We start from the raw sequence: 17,077 nt of genomic DNA on the forward strand, positions 1-17,077 counted from the left end.
GCGCTACCCCCGCCGCACCCGGGTCAGGTCCATCGCGAGACCCGTCGCGTTCCGCGGCAGACCGGTCAGGTCCGAATCCGCCACCACCAGCAGCGGAAACAGGAACAGCCAGTCCGCGGCCGCGTCGTCGGTGATCGTCCGGGCCACCTCCCGCATCCGGGTGACGTACCCCGCGTCGTCGGCGGCGTCCGCCTCCGCGAGCAGCGCGGTCACCGCGGGGTTGTCGTAACCCCAGTAGTACTTCGGGTTACCGAACGTGGCGATGTCGTGCGGTTCGACGTGCTGCATCACCGACATCTGGTAGTCGTGCCGGGTGAACACCCGATCCAGCCACACCGCGGGAAACTCGACCGGATCGATCCGGACCCGGAATCCGACCTGCTGCAGTTGCGACGCGACGACCTGGGCGGCAGCGCTCGCGTACGGCAGATTCGGAACGTCGAAGCGCACCACCGGGTTCGGGGTTCCCGCCTCGGCGAGCAGGGCCCGAGCCCGGTCCGGGTCGAACGGGTACGCCCCGGTCAGGTCCTCGAACCACGGATCGGTCGGCGGCACCATCGACCCGATCAGCTCCCCGTAGCCGGCGTACGCGGTGGCACGCACCGCGTTCCGGTCAACGGCGTGCAGGACGGCGCGGCGGACCCGGATGTCGTCGAACGGGGCGACGGCACCGTTCATCGACAGCACCACCTCCCCGTTCGTGGTTCCCTCGGTGACGGTGAACCGGGGATCGCCAGTGAACTGCCCGAGCAGTTGCGGCGCCCCGAGGCTGAAGATGGCGTCGACGCCGCCGCTGCGCAGCGCGTTTGCCTGCGCGGTCGCATCCGCGAAGTAGCGCAGCCGGACCGTCGTCATCGCAGGCGGCCTGCCCCAGTAGCGGGGGTTGGCCCGCAACTGCAGCTCGGACCCCGGGTTCCAGCGGGCCACCGTGTACGGGCCGGTGCCGATCGCGGTGGATGCCAACTGGGTGACGCCGGTCGGGCTGAACATCGCCCCGATCGGTCCGGTCATCGCGAACAGCCACTCGTTGCTCGGCCTAGTCAGCACCACCCGGGCAAGATCCGGGCGCGGCGTCTCGACCCGATCCACCACGGCCATCGCGGCCGGCGAGTTCGCGGTCCAGTCCGTCTGCACCCGCTCGATGCTGAACTTCACGTCGTCGGAGGTGAACGCGGCGCCGTTGCTGAACGTGACGTCGCGGTGCAGCGTGAACTCGTAGACGGTCCGGTCCGGGCTCACCGTCCACGATGACGCGAGCAGCGGAACGATCGCGCCTGCGTCGTCGACCCGGACGAGACCCTCGTACACGTTGCCCAGCAAGGCCTGTGGGATCGCGGCGCCCGCGGTGCGGGTGAAGTCGAGGTTGTCGGGCTTGGCGGTCAACGCCACCGTCAGCGTGTCCGGACCGCCGCTGCCCGACAGCCCGGCCCCCGCCGCGCACCCGGCGACCACCAGCACGGTGACCGCGCCGAGCGCGGCGGCCCTGCCGAGGCGGGAGATCATGACCGCGATCCTGCCACGGCCGGGCCGTCGGTCAGGGTTCTGCGGCTGGTGAACACGCGGGGCGCGCCGGTGACCGGGTCGGTGAACCGGATGCTGCGGGCGAGCAACCGCAACGGGTCGGTGAAGTCGTCGGGCGCGCGGTCCCGCAGCGTCGGGTAGAAGTCGTCGCCGACGATCGGCGCCCCCAACGAGGACAGGTGCAGGCGCAGTTGGTGAGTGCGCCCAGTCGTCGGCGACAGCCGATACCTGGCATGGTCGCCGACCCGCTCGATTACCTCGATGTCGGTGTGCGCGTTGGGATCTCCGGGGACCTCCCGGGCAGTCGGCTCGCCGTGCCGCTTGTCGATGCGGCTGCGGACCGTCATCGGGAAGTCGTGTCCCGGCAGGAACGGGGCAAGCGCCTCGTACTCCTTGACCACCCGGCGCTGCTCGAACAGCTGCTGGTACGGCCTGCGCAGCCGCGGGTCGTAGGTGCAGACCAGGACCCCCGCCGTCATCCGGTCCAGCCGATGGACCGGCACCACGTCGGGCAGGTCCAGTGCGCGACGCAGCCGCACCACCACCGATTCCCGGATGTGCCGCCCCCGCGGGATGGTGGCGAGGAAATGCGGCTTGTCCACGACGAGCAGCCCGTCGCCGTGATGCAGGACGTCCACCGCGAACGGCACCGGCACCTCGGCGGGCGGCTCCCGATAGAAGTACGCCAGCAGTCCGGGGCTGGCCGCGGCCGCGGGCGGCAGCGGCCTGCCGGTCCGGTCAACGACCTCCCCTGCGGCGAACCGGGCGTCCCAGTCGTCGTCGGGGGCGAGCGCGCGCAGGTGGTCACCGACCGTCGGGTACGCACCGGTCAGCCGGACCCGGTCGGGGCCGAGGCCGTCCCGCAGCGGCAGGGGTGGCGGTGCCGCCGTCCGCCGACGTCCCATCGTCAGGAGTCCGGGGCGCAGACCGCGCAGAGCAGTGTCTGCGCGCGGCCCTCGGCGGTGGCATGGTCGACGTGCCGGGCGGTGGGTGCACCGCACCCCGTGCACCGGCCGAGAACCGCGGCATGGTCGGAGAAATCGACCGTCTTGCGGCCGTCGAACACGTACAGGGAGCCGTCCCACAGCCCGTCGTCGCCGAAGGCCTCGCCGTACCGCACGATGCCGCCATCGAGTTGGTACACCTCCTCGAATCCGCGCCTGCGCATCAGGGCGGACAGCACCTCGCAGCGGACCCCGCCGGTGCAGTAGGTGACGACCGGGCTGGACTTGAGATGGTCGTAGCGTCCGCTGTCGAGTTCCGACACGAAGTCGCGGGTGGTGGCGACGTCCGGAACGACGGCGCCGCGGAACCTGCCGATCTCGGCCTCGAACGCGTTGCGACCGTCGAAGAACACCACCTCGTCGCCGCGGCGGTCCACCAGGTCGTGCACCTGCTGCGGCGACAGGTGGGTGCCGCCGTCGACAACACCGTTCTCGTCGACGGTCAGCTCATCCGGGGCACCGAACGTGACGATCTCCGGACGCACCCGCACCGACAGGCGCGGGAAGTCGTCGCCCTGCCCGTCCGACCACTTGAAGTCGGTGTCGGCGAACGCCGCGTACTCGCGGGTGCCGCGGACGTACCGCTTGACCGCGGCGACGTCGCCCCCGACGACACCGTTGATGCCGTGCTCCGACACCAGGATTCGTCCGGTCAGCCCGTTGGCCGACGCCAGCGCGTGCTGCCACAACCGGATCGCGTCCGGGTCCGGCAGCGGCGTGAACCGGTAGAACAGCACGATTTTCGGGATCGCCACGTGCGCCCCTACACCGGTGCGAGGGCGTGCAGCGCGGTCAGGTCCGCGGCGGTGAGCCCGACCAGCGTCTCCCGGAAGACCCGCCGCGGACCGGCGGGCACCGCGACCAGCGAGGGCACCACCAGGACCGGGCAGCCCGCGGCCTCCGCGGCGGCGGCACCGGTCGGCGAGTCCTCCACCGCCAGGCACTGTCGTGGGTCGAGGCCGAGCAACTGCGCGGCCCGCAGGTACGGCGCCGGGTCCGGCTTGCCCGCGGCGACCTCGTCGCCGCACACCGAGTGGTCGAAGTGCTCACGGCCCAACGTGTCCAGGGCCGCCTCCCCCAGCTCACGTTCGGTGTTGGTTACCAGCACCGAACCGAGGCCGAGGGAGCGGACCAGGCCGAGCGCCTCCCGCGCCCCCGGGCGCCACGGCAACCCGGCGGCGAACATCCCCGCCATCCGCGTGTACAGCCACGCCTTGGCCTCCGCCATGGCCGCGGGGGTCTGCTCCAGACCCAGCGAGTCGAAGATCGTCGCCAGTGCGAACGGCGTCGACGAGCCGATCGTCGCGATCCGCGTCCGTTCCGTCATCACGCCGCCGAGATGCTCGGACAGTTCCCGGACGCCGATGTCCCACAGGTTCTCCGACTCGAGCAGCGTGCCGTCCATGTCCCACAGGACGGCCCGCGGGCCCGACTCGACGTCACCGAGCGGCTCAGACACGTCGGCGGTGCCGATCTCAGACACGTCGGCGGTGCCGATCTCAGACACGTCGGCGGTGCCGATCTCAGACACGTCGGCGGTGCCGATCTCAGACATTGAAGTACTTCGCCTCCGGGTGGGTGAGGACGAAGGCGTCGGTGGACTGCTCCGGGTGCAGCTGCAGCTCCTCGGACAGGGTCACCCCGATCCGCTCCGGCTCGAGCAGTTCGACCATCTTGCGGCGGTCCTCGAGTTCCGGGCACGCGCCGTAGCCGAACGAGTAGCGGGCGCCTCGGTAGCCGAGCTTGAAGTACTCCTCCACGTCGGTCGGGTCCTCGGTCGCGACCGCGGCACCGCCCGGCATCGTCAACTCCTCGCGGGCCCGGCGGTGCCAGTACTCGGCGAGGGCCTCGGTCAGCTGCACGCCGATGCCGTGCACCTCGAGGTAGTCGCGGTAGTTGTTGGCCGCGAACAGCTCGTTGGCGAAGTCGGCGATCGGCTGCCCCATCGTGACCAGCTGGAACGGCAGCACGTCCACCTGCCCGGACGCGCGGGCGTCCTCGCGGGAGCGGATGAAGTCGGCGATGCACAGGAAGCGGTCCCGCTGCTGGCGCGGGAACGTGAACCGGTAGCGCTCGTTCGCGTCGGCGTCCGGTGCGTCGAGGACGACGACGTCGTCCCCCTCGGAGACGGCAGGGAAGTACCCGTACACGACCGCCGAGTGCGCGAGGATCCCCTCGGCGGTGAGCCGATCCAGCCAGTGCCGCAGCCGCGGCTTGCCCTCGGCCTCGACCAGTTCCTCGTAGGTCGGCCCGTCGCCGGCCCGCTGCCCGCGCAGACCCCACTGCCCGAGGAAGAGTGCCCGCTCGTCGAGCAGTCCCGAGTACTCGGCCAAGGCGACGCCCTTGACGATCCGGGTACCCCAGAACGGCGGCGTCGGCACCGGCAGGTCGGCCGCCACATCGGAGCGCTCGGGAACCTCGATCGGCACCTCCGCGGCCTTGCGGGCCTCCGCAATCCGTTTGGACCGCTCGTGCCTGGCCTTGCGTTCGGCGGCCTTCTCCCTCGCCGCGATCGCTTCCGGGCTGTCCGGGTCGGGGCCCTCGCCGCGCTTGGTGGCCATGATGGTGTCCATCAGGTGCAGGCCCTCGAACGCGTCGCGTGCGTAGCTGACCTCGCCCTGGTACACGTCGGCGAGGTCGTTCTCCACGTACGCCCTGGTCAGGGCCGCGCCGCCAAGGAGCACCGGGAACTGGTCCGCGACTCCCTTCGCGTTGAGTTCCTCCAGGTTCTCCTTCATCACCACCGTTGACTTCACCAGCAGCCCGGACATGCCGATGACGTCGGCCTTCTTGTCGACGGCCGCGTCGAGGATCGTGGCGATCGGCTGCTTGATGCCGAGGTTGACGACCTCGTAGCCGTTGTTGGACAGGATGATGTCGACGAGGTTTTTGCCGATGTCGTGGACGTCGCCCTTGACGGTGGCGAGCACGATCCGGCCCTTACCTGCCTCGTCGGTGGCCTCCATGTGCGGTTCGAGGTGCGCGACCGCCGCCTTCATCACCTCGGCGGACTGCAGCACGAACGGCAGCTGCATCTGCCCGGACCCGAACAGTTCACCGACCGTCTTCATGCCGGACAACAGGGTGTCGTTGATGATCTCCAGCGGCGGCCGGACCGTCATCGCCTCGTCCAGGTCGGCCTCGAGGCCCGCCCGTTCCCCGTCGACGATGCGCCGGGCGAGCCGCTCGAACAGCGGCAGCGCCGCCAGCTCCGCGGCCCGCGACTCGCGTGCGGACGCAGCCGAGACGCCCTCGAACAGTTCCATCAGCTTCTGCAGCGGGTCGTAGCCGTCATGGCGGCGGTCGTAGACCAGATCGAGGGCCGTCTCCCGCTGCTCGTCGGGGATCCGCGCCATCGGCAGGATCTTCGAGGCGTGCACGATCGCGGTGTCCAGTCCGGCCTGCACGCACTCGTGCAGGAACACCGAGTTCAGCACCTGCCGCGCGGCCGGGTTCAGGCCGAACGAGATGTTCGAGATGCCGAGGGTGAAGTGGATGTCGGGGTGCCCCGCCTTGAGCTGCCGGATCGCCTCGATCGTCTCGATGCCGTCGCGGCGCACCTCCTCCTGCCCGGTGGAGATCGGGAAGGTGAGCGCGTCGATGATGATGTCTTCCTCGCGCAGGCCCCAGTTGCCGGTGATGTCCGCGATCAGCCGCTCCGCGATCCGCACCTTGTGCTCGGCGGTGCGGGCCTGACCCTCCTCGTCGATGGTGAGCGCGACGACGGCCGCGCCGTGCTCCTTGACCAGCCGCATGATCCGCTGGAACCGGGAATTCTCGCCGTCGCCGTCCTCGTAGTTCACCGAGTTGACGGCGCTGCGGCCGCCGAGGTGCTCGAGCCCCGCGCGGATGACCTCCGGTTCGGTGGAGTCGATCATGATCGGCAGCGTCGACGCCGTCGCGAAACGGCTTGCCAGCGCGGCCATGTCGAGCGCACCGTCGCGGCCGACGTAGTCGACGTTGAGGTCGAGCATGTGCGCACCGTCGCGGGTCTGGTCCTTCGCGGTGTCGATGCACTTCTGGTAGTCCTCGGCGATCATCGCCTCGCGGAACGCCTTGCTGCCGTTGGAGTTCGTGCGCTCGCCGATCACCAGGAAGCTCGCGTCCTGCTCGAACGGCACCGCCGCGTACAGCGACGACGTGCCCGGCTCCGGGGCCGGGGTGCGCGCACCGCGTTCGACGAGCCGCACGGCCTCCGCGACCGCCGAAATGTGTTCGGGCGTGGTGCCGCAGCAGCCGCCGACCATCGACAGGCCGAACTCGGCGACGAAGGTGCTCAGCGCCCGCGCCAACTCCTCGGCGGTGAGCGGGTACTCGGCGCCGTTCGCGCCGAGTACCGGCAGACCGGCGTTCGGCATGACCGACACCGGCAGCCGCGAATGCTTCGACAGGTGCCGGAGATGCTCGCTCATCTCATCCGGACCGGTCGCACAGTTGAGGCCGATCATGTCGATGCCGAGCGGTTCCAGCGCGGTCAGCGCGGCGCCGATCTCGGAGCCGAGCAGCATGGTTCCTGTGGTTTCGACGGTGACGTGGGTGATGATCGGGATCCGGCGGCCCGCGCGGTCCATCGCGTGCTGGCTGCCGATGATCGCGGCCTTCACCTGCAGCAGGTCCTGACAGGTCTCGACGAGGATCGCGTCGGCACCGCCGTCGATCATGCCGAGAGCCGACTCGGTGTACGCATCGCGCAGCACCGCGAACGGCGCGTGCCCGAGGGTGGGCAGCTTCGTTCCCGGACCCATCGACCCGAACACGAACCGGGCCATGCCGTCGCGGCCCGGCCCCATCTCGTCGGCGACGTCACGGGCGATGCGGGTGCCGCGCTCGGACAGGTCCCGGATCCGGTGCGCGATGTCGTAGTCGGCGAGGTTCGGCAGGTTACAGCCGAACGTGTTGGTCTCGACGGCGTCGGCACCGGCCTCGAAGTACGCGGCATGAATGTCGCGAAGCACGTCGGGACGGGTCTCGTTCAGGATCTCGTTGCAGCCCTCGAGGCCGAGAAAGTCGTCGAGGGTGAGGTTCGCGGCTTGCAGCATCGTCCCCATGGCACCGTCGCCGATGACAACGCGCTCGGTGAGCGCATCCAACAGGGCGGAATGGAATGGGGCAGACATGCCGTCCAGAGTAGTGGGCGCCCCGGACCGCCCTGGCCGTAGGCTGGGCAGGTGAGTCCAACCGAACGCTCCGGGGTTCCCGACGACATGCCGGACGACGACGTCCCCACCCTCCGCGACCCCATCCTGGTGGCCGCGTTCGAGGGCTGGAACGACGCGGGCGACGCCGCCAGCGGGGCGGTCGAACACCTCGAACTGATCTGGGACGCCCGACCTCTCGCGGAACTCGATTCCGAGGACTACTACGACTATCAGGTGAACCGGCCGCAGGTGCGGCAGGTGGACGGCGTCACCCGGGAGATCCAGTGGCCCGCGACCCGCATCTCGGTGTGCTCACCGCCCGGCAGCAAGCGCGACGTACTGCTGCTGCGCGGCATCGAACCGAACATGCGCTGGCGCAGCTTCTGCGACGACCTGCTTGAGATCATCGAGGACCTCGGCGTGACCACCGTGGTGATCCTCGGCGCCCTGCTCGCCGACACCCCGCACACCCGCCCGGTCCCGGTGACGGGCACCGCATACAGCACCGAGTCCGCGCAGGCATTCAACCTCGAGCAGACCCGCTACGAGGGCCCGACCGGGATCACCGGGGTCCTGCAGGACGAGTGCGTCAAGGCGGGTGTCCCCGCGATCTCGTTCTGGGCGGCCGTCCCGCACTACGTCTCGCAGCCTCCCAACCCGAAGGCGACGGTTGCGTTGCTCCGCCGCGTCGAGGACGTCCTCGACGTCGAGGTCCCGCTCGGGGAGCTGCCCGGGCAGGCCGAGGACTGGGAGGAATCCGTCACCGAGATGACCGAGGAGGACGAGGAAGTCGCCGAGTACGTCCGTTCCCTCGAGGAACGCGGCGACGCGGAGGTCGACATCTCCGACGCCATCTCCAAGATCGACGGTGACGCGATCGCCGCCGAGTTCGAGCGGTACCTGCGCCGACGCGGCCCCGGCGGCTTCGGTGGCATCTGAGCGGCGGCGGTCGTCACGGCACGTCCTCACCCGACGCCGGGTCACCCCCACCGCGACCCCCGCTCTCGGTACGACGGTGCCGATACCCCTCGAAGGTCGGATCCCACTCCGCCCGCCACTCCTCCAGCTCCCGCACGTCCCTGGCCACGATCATCCCGTGCAGGATGCCGAACAGCTCGTGCAGGTGATGTCGATGGTTGACCCGCGGGGTGCGCGCCGGATCCACCTGCGCCGGTGGCGTCCACTCGGTGCGGCCAGGGTGATCCGATCCCTCCCGCGCGACATTGGTTCGCCAGCCGCCCGGCCCGTCATGGACCAGCGCATGACATGCATCGCAGACCAGGTCGAGGTTGTCTATGTCGGTGCGGCCGTTTTTGTCCCACTCCTGCAGGTGATGCACCACGGTCATCGATGCAGGCGCATCACAGCCCGGCCGAGTGCAGCCCCTCGATGATGCGATCAACGCCAGCCGCTGATCCGCCGAGGCGAGGCGTTTTCCTCGCCCGAGATGCAGCGGCCGACCGTTGCGGCCGAGAACCAGCAACACCGGATGGGCGCGTTCCGCCAACCTGAGGGCGTCGCGGATCGGGACGATCCCGCCCGACGCCGTCGTCACCACCCCCGACGCCTCCTCGACCTGCTGCAATGTCATGGTGATGATCGCGGTCACCGGCAACCCCCGATGACGACCAAGGGCGCCGGATCCGAGGAGCTGTCGCAGGCCGACCTTGAGTGCGTCGTGGTTGCGTTGGGCTGTCGTGCGAGTGTCCCGGGACGCCGCCTTCGCCAACGCCGTCTGGTCGAGCCCATCGGCGGTCACGTCCCCGGACGGGGAATCGGGATCGTCCGGATTGTTCATGCCCTTACGGGCCATCTTCGCCAACAGCGGTTCGAGCAACGCCCGGGCCTCCGGATCCAACAACCCCGAGATCGGCGTCATGAGGTCTGCCCGCTGCTTCCCGACCCGCACCCCACGCTGCCGCGCCCGATCCGCATCGGAGAAGTTGCCGTCCGGATTCGGGTACGCCAACAGTTCCATCCCGGCAGCGAGGACATACTTCGGGTCCGCTTCCCGCGCCACCATCGCCAGGGTCGCCTCCGCGGCCTCTCGTTTCGTGGTGTCGACGGCAGCGGGGACCTGTCGCATGATCTCCCGCACCGCCTCCACATGCGACAGCCCGACCGCTCCCTCACGCAACGCCCGCGCGGTGTGCGGCAGCGTCGGCCGCTGGACGTCACCGCGCATCCCGTGCCAGGTGCCGGTGCAGCGCGCCGACCGCAACCGTGCCTGCGCCTCACCCGCGGAGACCCGCAGCGTCTTCACCAGGAACTCGACCGGCTTCAGGTCGAAGTCGCCGGGCAGCGCCCGCTCGACCGCCTCGACCAGCACCCGCTGCCCCACCGCCGTGAGCCCGCGTGCCGACCCCTCCACCCGCTGCAGCACCTCGACGACCTCGTCGTTCGACAGGCCCGCCAACCCCTCCCCGAACAGTGCTTCGACGGCAGCGTCGAGGGCCGACAGGTGCGCCCCGACCTGGTCCATCGCTGCCGTCGGACTCATCCCGTCACCCCTGTCTCATCCTCGGCCACCGTCATCCTCAGCGACCGTCATCCTCAGCCACCCCTGCTTCGAATGTCTGTTCTACGTTACGCCGCCCCGCCGACACGTTTCCGCGACCAGCCCCGAACCCTCAGGTCACCCCGGAACTGTGCGTGATGTTCACCCCTATCGGGGTGCACATCGTGCACCGGCGGCGAAGCCGCAGGTGACAGAACCCTGACAACACCGCATCCACGCGGGTGAGCACTTCCTGATTGCTGCGTAACGTCCCGGCAGCCACCTCGTCACCACCGCGCCGCACGCTCGTGTCATGGCGAGCACAGGTGAGGTGAAGCGGCGACTGCTGGTGGTCGGCAACGGCATGGCCGGCGCCCGCACGGTCGAGGAGATCCTCGCCCGCCGCGGCCGGGACATGTTCGACATCACGATGATCGGCGACGAGCCCTACGGCAACTACAACCGCATCATGCTCTCCCACGTGCTGGCAGGCGAGACCGCCGCGGACGGCGAGGAGATCGTCCTCAACTCGATGAGCTGGTACCGCGACAACGGGGTCGCGCTGTACGCCGGGGACCGCGCGGTCCGGCTGGACCGGTTCGCCAAGACCGTCACCTGCGAGTCCGAGCGGGTCGTCGACTACGACGTGCTGATCGTCGCGACCGGCTCGAACACCTTCTTCCCGAACATGGACGGCCTGCGCGAGGCGGACGGCAGGCTCGGCCGCGGCGTGTTCGGCTTCCGCACCATCGCCGACACCAACGGGATGCTGCAGCTCGCCCAGTCCAGGGACGGGGTGGCCGCGGTCGTGATCGGCGGCGGCCTGCTCGGCCTCGAGGCCGCGTACGGCCTGCGCACCCAGGGGTTGAGCGTCGACGTGGTGCACTCCCCCGGCCACCTGATGAACCAGCAGCTCGACGAGCGCGGCGGTCAGGTGCTGCGCGCGAAGATCGAGGACCTCGGCGTCGGCGTGCACACCGCGACGCGCACCACCGCGGTGCTGCGGGACGACGCCGGGAACGTGACCGGGGTCGGGTTCACCGACGGCAGCACCCTGCCCGCCGACATGGTCGTCGTCACCGCCGGGATCCGCCCCAACACCGAATTGGCCCGCGCGGGCGGACTCGTCGTCGAACGCGGCATCGTCGTCGACGACCAGATGCGCTGCGAGGACGAGGGTTCGGTGTACGCGGTCGGCGAGTGCGCCCAGCACCGCGGCGAGCTGTACGGCCTCGTCGCCCCCGTGTGGGAGCAGGCCGTCGTGCTCGCCGAACACCTGACCGGATCGAATCCGGCGGCCGCGTACCAGGGTTCGACGTCGACGACGAAGCTGAAGGTCGCCGGGCTGGACGTCGCGGCAATGGGCGCAAAGGGTCCCGAGCAGGGCGGCGACGAGTTCGTCGAGTTCTACGATTCGCGCACCGGCGTCTACAAGAACGTCGTCGTCCGGGACGGCAGGCTGGTCGGCGCGACGCTGATGGGCGAGACCGGCAAGGCCGCGCTGCTCACCCAGGTGTTCGACGGCAAGGTGGACCTGCCCGAGGACCGGCTGTCGCTGCTGTTCGACCTTGCGGGCGAGGCCGCCGCCGCCTCGGCCGCGGACCTGCCGGACGACACCCAGGTGTGCAACTGCAACGGCGTCACCAAGGGCGACCTCGTCGCCTGCGTGCACGGCGGCGCGCAGACGCTGGCCGAGGTGTGCGCGAAGACCCGAGCGGGCAAGGGCTGCGGCTCCTGCAAGTCCCTCGTCGCGGACATCGTCACCTGCGCCGCAGGCGGTGCGCTGGCCGCCGATCCGGCCGCCGACTGGTACGTGCCGTGCATCCCGATGACCAAGGCGGAGCTGATCGCCGCGATCCGCGAGCGCGACCTGCGCGCCGTCTCGCAGGTGTTCGCCGCGCTCGCCGAGGGCGGCACCGAGGTGGCGGCGGCGAAGATGCCGCTCGCGTCGCTGCTCCGCACGATCTGGGGTCCGGACTGGGTGGACGAGCGCGGCGCCCTGTTCATCAACGACCGCGTGCACGCGAACATCCAGCGGGACGGCACCTTCTCGGTGGTCCCGCAGATGAAGGGCGGCGTTACCACCCCGGATCAGCTGCGCCGCATCGCGGACGTCGCCGACAGGTACCACGTGCCGCTGGTGAAGGTGACCGGCGGCCAGCGCATCGACCTGCTCGGCATCAAGAAGGAAGACCTGCCGAAGGTGTGGGGCGAGCTGGACATGCCGTCCGGCTACGCATACGGCAAGAGCATGCGGACCGTGAAAACGTGTGTCGGCAGCGACTTCTGCCGCTACGGACTCGGCGACTCGACGAACCTCGGCATCGCGCTCGAGGAACGACTCCAGGGGCTGGAGACCCCCGCCAAGCTCAAGCTCGCCGTCGCCGGCTGTCCCCGGAACTGCTCGGAGGCGCTGTGCAAGGACTTCGGCGTCGTTGCCGTCGGGGACGGCCGCTGGGAGATCTACGTCGGCGGCGCCGCGGGTGCACACATCCGCAAGGGCGACCTGCTGGCCACCGTCGACTCCGGGCAGGCGGTGATCGACCTGGCGGGCCGGTTCGTCCAGCACTACCGCGAGGACGCGAAGTGGCTCGAACGCACCTACGACTGGGTGCCGCGGGTCGGCCTGGAGCGGTTGCAGGCGTTGCTGGTTCGAGACGAGGAGGGCATCGTGGCCGGACTGGACGAGAGGCTGGCGACCGCGGTCGCCGGGTACCGCGACCCGTGGCGCGAGCGCAGCGCACCGAAGTCGCCCGCGCAGTTCACGCCGGCGCTGCCGCTGCTGCCGCTGCCGCAGGTGCCGGTCCGATGACCGCGCTCACCAGCGGCATCGCGGTCGGGCAGGTGTCGGACCTGACGCCCGGCGAGGGCCGCACCTACGTCGTCGACGGGCGTCAGGTCGCGGTGTTCCGCCTAGCGGACGGCACCGTGCGCGCAACGGACGCGGTGTGCCCGCACCGGGCGGGCCCCCTCGCCGACGGGCAGATCGACGGCGAGCAGGTGGTGTGCCCGCTGCACCAGTACGGCTTCCGATTCGACACCGGCGCCTGCAGCAGCGATGACGTCCCCGCCGTCCGGGTGTACCCCGCGGAAATCCGAGACGGCGTCGTGGTCGTCGAACTCTGACCCGCCCGGTCCCCCACCCCTTCTCCGGGAGTTCCCTAATGTCACATCGGGTCACGTGACGACACCCAATGTGACATTAGGGAACCCGCTCGGCAGCTACTCGAGAGGTTTCCATGTCCCAGAACACCGGCAAGCTGGACGCAGACGCGCTGCTCCGGTTCGGTAGGCACTTCCAGCGCGGGGAGGCCTCCTCCGACCTGCGCACCCTGCACCAGGTCGGCGGCCGCACCTCCGACGACTTCTACCGCGACCGCATGTCCTACGACAAGGTGGTCCGCTCGACGCACGGCGTGAACTGCACCGGGTCCTGCTCGTGGAAGATCTACGTCAAGGACGGCGTCATTACCTGGGAGGCGCAGCAGACCGACTACCCGTCGATCGGCCCCGACAAGCCCGAGTACGAGCCGCGGGGCTGCCCGCGCGGGGCGTCGTTCTCCTGGTACACGTACTCGCCGTCGCGGGTCCGCTACCCGTACGTGCGCGGGGTGCTGCTGGAGATGTACCGCGAGGCGAAGGCCCGGCTGAAGGATCCGGTGCTGGCCTGGGCGGACATCGCCGACGATCCGGAGAAGTCGACGACGTACAAGGCGGCCCGCGGGAAGGGCGGGCTGGTGCGCGCCGAGTGGTGGGAGGCCGCGGAGATCGTCGCCGCCGCGCACGTGCACACCATCAAGCGGTACGGGCCGGACCGGGTAGCGGGGTTCTCGCCGATCCCGGCGATGTCGATGGTCAGCCACGCGATCGGCGCCCGGTTCATCTCGCTGCTCGGCGGGGCGATGCTCTCCTTCTACGACTGGTACGCCGACCTGCCGGAGGCCTCCCCGCAGGTGTTCGGCGACCAGACCGACGTCCCCGAATCGGCGGACTGGTTCGACGCCGGCTACCTGATCATGTGGGGCTCGAACGTCCCCGTCACCCGAACCCCGGACGCGCACTACATGACCGAGGCCCGGTACCGCGGGCAGAAGGTCGTCGTGGTCTCCCCCGACTACGCCGACAACACCAAGTTCGCCGACCAGTGGCTGCCCGCGCGACCGGGCACCGACGGGGCGCTGGCAATGGCGATGGGGCACGTCATCCTGCGGGAGTTCTTCGTCGACAAGCAGGTTCCCCGGTTCGTCGAGTATGTCAAGCAGTACACCGACCTGCCGTACCTGATCGCCCTCGACCCCCGCGGCGACGGCTACGTGCCCGGAAAGTTCCTCACCGCAGCCGATCTCGGCGACACCGGAGAGGGTGCGCTGCACCAGACGGTGCTGCTCGACTCGGCGACCGGGCGGCCGGTCGTGCCGAACGGGTCACTCGGCGACCGGTTCACCGAGTCCGGGAAGGGCAGGTGGAATCTCGACCTCCAGGGCGTGGACCCGCAGCTCAGCCTGTACGGGTCCCCGGACACCGTGGCGGTCGACCTACCCCGCTACGACACCGCGAGCCCCGGCGTGCTGCGGCGCGGTGTCCCGGTGTGCACGGTCGCCGGACGCCTCGTGACGACCGTGTTCGACCTGATGCTCGCCCAGTACGGCGTGCACCGGGACGACCTGCCCGGCACCTGGCCGACCGGCTACGACGACGCCGACGAGCCGTACACCCCGGCCTGGCAGGAGGGCATCACCGGCGTCCCCGCGGCCTCGGCGGCGCGGGTGGCCCGCGAGTTCGCCGACAACGCCGACCGCTCCGGCGGCCGGTCGATGATCCTGATGGGCGCGGGCACCAACCACTGGTTCCACTCCGACCAGATCTACCGATCCTTCCTGACGTTGACGCTGCTCACCGGCTGCCAGGGCGTCAACGGCGGCGGCTGGGCGCACTACGTCGGGCAGGAGAAGTGCCGCCCGGTGACCGGCTGGGCGACACTGGCATTCGGTTCCGACTGGGTGCGGCCCGCGCGGCAGATGCAGGGCACCATCTTCTGGTACCTGGCCACCGACCAGTGGCGGTACGACCCGTTCACCTCCGAGGCGATGGCGTCGCCGCTCGCCGACGGCGCGTTCGCGGGCCGCACCGCCGCCGACAACATCGCGCTCGCGTCGCGGCTCGGCTGGATGCCGACCTACCCCACCTTCAACCGGAACCCCCTCGACCTCGCGGACGAGGCGGAGCGGCTCGGCAAGGACGCCGCCGAGCACGTCGTCGACGGATTGAAGACGGGGCACCTGCAGTTCGCGGTCGAGGATCCGGATGCGCCGGAGAACTTCCCCCGCACCCTGATCGTGTGGCGCTCGAACCTGCTCGGCTCGTCCGCGAAGGGCAACGAGTACTTCCTGCAGCACCTGCTCGGCGCCGGCTCCAACCTGCGCGCCTCGGACTCGACCGGCGTGCACCCGGAGGAACTGGTGTGGCGGGACGAGGCCCCGAACGGGAAGCTGGACCTGCTCACCACCCTCGACTTCCGGATGACCAGCACCACGCTGTTCTCGGACGTGGTGCTGCCCGCGGCAACCTGGTACGAGAAGCACGACCTGTCGTCGACCGACATGCACCCGTTCGTCCACGCCTTCTCCCCCGCCATCTCACCGCCGTGGGAGACGAAAACGGACTTCGAGGCGTTCCACCGGATTGCCCGCGGCTTCAGCTGGCTCGCCGAGAAGCACCTGGGCACCCGCCGCGACATCGTCGCGATGCCGCTGCTGCACGACACCGCCGATGCGACCGCCCAGCCCGGCGGCACGGTCCTGGACTGGAAACGCGGTGAATGCGAACCGATCCCGGGCAAGACGATGCCGAAGCTGGTGGTGGTCGAACGCGACTACACCACGATCGCGGAGAAGATGGCCGCGCTCGGCCCGCTGGTGGAGGAACTCGGCCTGACCACCAAGGGCGTCACCACCTTCCCCACCGAGGAGGTCGAGTACCTGCGCGCCGTCAACGGGACCGCCGTGTCCGGGGTCGCTGCCGGGCGACCGTCACTGGCCAAGGACCGGCACGCCGCCGAGGCCATCCTGTCGCTGTCCGGCACCACCAACGGCAGGCTCGCCACCCAGGGCTTCGAGCACCTGCAGGAACGCACCGGAACGCAGCTGGTGGACCTGGCCGCGGAGAACGAGGGCACCCGGATCCGGTTCTCCGACACCCAGGCCCGCCCGGTGCCGGTCATCACGTCACCGGAGTGGTCGGGCAGCGAGACCGGCGGGCGCCGCTACTCGCCGTTCACGATCAACACCGAACGGCTCAAGCCGTGGCACACCCTGACCGGCAGGCAGCACTTCTACCTCGACCACGACTGGATGGCCGAACTCGGTGAGCAGCTGCCGATCTTCCGGCCGCCGCTGGACATGACCGCACTCTTCTCCGAGCCGGCGGTCGGCGAGACCCACGGCAATGGGGTCGGCGGCACGGTCACCGTCCGCTACCTGACCCCGCATTCGAAGTGGTCGATTCACTCCGCGTACCAGGACAACCTGCACATGCTGACCCTCTCCCGCGGCGGGCAGACGATCTGGATGTCGGACGTGGACGCCGCGAAGATCGGTGTCGCGGACAACGACTGGATCGAGGCAACCAACCGCAACGGCATCGTCGTCGCCCGCGCGATCGTCAGCCACCGGATGCCCGAGGGCACCGTGTTCATGTACCACGCGCAGGACCGGGCCGTGGACGTCCCGCGGACCGAACGCACCGGCAAGCGCGGCGGCATCCACAACGCGCTGACCCGCGTGATGATCAAGCCGTCCCACCTGATCGGCGGCTACGCGCAGCAGTCCTTCGCCCTGAACTACCACGGCCCCACCGGAAACCAGCGCGACGAGGTCACCACGATCCGCCGCCGCGACCAGGAAGTGACGTACTGACAT

Annotated in this window: 10 protein-coding genes; 4 read left to right on the plus strand and 6 right to left on the minus strand. The window is 70.0% G+C overall.

Features of this window, described 5'->3' with window-relative positions:
• Positions 1-3 precede the first annotated feature (3 nt).
• The 5 genes from ACFWPA_RS01025 to metH form a co-directional block, all read right to left on the minus strand.
• Positions 4-1,503, minus strand: a complete 1,500-nt coding sequence (locus tag ACFWPA_RS01025) for an ABC transporter substrate-binding protein (RefSeq protein ID WP_378569460.1) — start codon at positions 1,501-1,503, stop codon at positions 4-6.
• Entirely contained in the window at positions 1,500-2,426 is a 927-nt protein-coding gene (locus ACFWPA_RS01030) for a pseudouridine synthase (protein ID WP_378569462.1), read from the minus strand. Before ACFWPA_RS01030 ends, ACFWPA_RS01025 begins: the two co-directional genes overlap by 4 nt.
• Positions 2,427-2,428: 2 nt before the next feature.
• Positions 2,429-3,280: a rhodanese-related sulfurtransferase gene (locus ACFWPA_RS01035; protein WP_378569464.1), complete on the minus strand. Its 852-nt coding sequence runs from the start codon at positions 3,278-3,280 to the stop codon at positions 2,429-2,431.
• A gap of 8 nt (positions 3,281-3,288) precedes the next feature.
• Complete coding sequence (locus ACFWPA_RS01040) at positions 3,289-3,984, minus strand: HAD family hydrolase (RefSeq protein ID WP_378569525.1); 696 nt, start codon at positions 3,982-3,984, stop codon at positions 3,289-3,291.
• An 88-nt stretch (positions 3,985-4,072) separates the two neighbouring features.
• Positions 4,073-7,642, minus strand: a complete 3,570-nt coding sequence (gene metH, locus ACFWPA_RS01045) for a methionine synthase (protein WP_378569466.1) — start codon at positions 7,640-7,642, stop codon at positions 4,073-4,075.
• Between the two features lie 87 nt (positions 7,643-7,729).
• Between metH and ACFWPA_RS01050 the strand changes: the two genes are divergently transcribed.
• Positions 7,730-8,602 (plus strand): PAC2 family protein, encoded by an 873-nt coding sequence (locus ACFWPA_RS01050; protein WP_378507276.1) that lies wholly within the window; start codon positions 7,730-7,732, stop codon positions 8,600-8,602.
• Between the two features lie 13 nt (positions 8,603-8,615).
• On the opposite strand, the gene ACFWPA_RS01055 is transcribed toward ACFWPA_RS01050, so the two are convergent.
• Positions 8,616-10,163, minus strand: a complete 1,548-nt coding sequence (locus ACFWPA_RS01055; RefSeq protein WP_378569468.1) for a DUF222 domain-containing protein — start codon at positions 10,161-10,163, stop codon at positions 8,616-8,618.
• A 310-nt stretch (positions 10,164-10,473) separates the two neighbouring features.
• Between ACFWPA_RS01055 and nirB the strand changes: the two genes are divergently transcribed.
• The 3 genes from nirB to ACFWPA_RS01070 all read left to right on the plus strand — a co-directional run bounded on the left by nirB (position 10,474) and on the right by ACFWPA_RS01070 (position 17,074).
• A complete protein-coding gene (gene nirB / locus ACFWPA_RS01060) occupies positions 10,474-12,972 on the plus strand; it encodes a nitrite reductase large subunit NirB (RefSeq protein ID WP_378569470.1) in 2,499 nt (832 codons plus the stop codon).
• Complete coding sequence (gene nirD / locus ACFWPA_RS01065; RefSeq protein ID WP_378507078.1) at positions 12,969-13,286, plus strand: nitrite reductase small subunit NirD; 318 nt, start codon at positions 12,969-12,971, stop codon at positions 13,284-13,286. The genes nirB and nirD overlap by 4 nt, the downstream gene beginning before the upstream one ends.
• A gap of 113 nt (positions 13,287-13,399) precedes the next feature.
• The gene (locus ACFWPA_RS01070; protein ID WP_378507077.1) at positions 13,400-17,074 is read left to right on the plus strand and encodes a nitrate reductase subunit alpha; all 3,675 of its coding nucleotides are present in this window, start codon (positions 13,400-13,402) and stop codon (positions 17,072-17,074) included.
• Positions 17,075-17,077 lie beyond the last annotated feature (3 nt).

This window comes from Rhodococcus sp. NPDC058505, from assembly GCF_042720095.1.
GTDB lineage: Bacteria > Actinomycetota > Actinomycetes > Mycobacteriales > Mycobacteriaceae > Rhodococcus_G.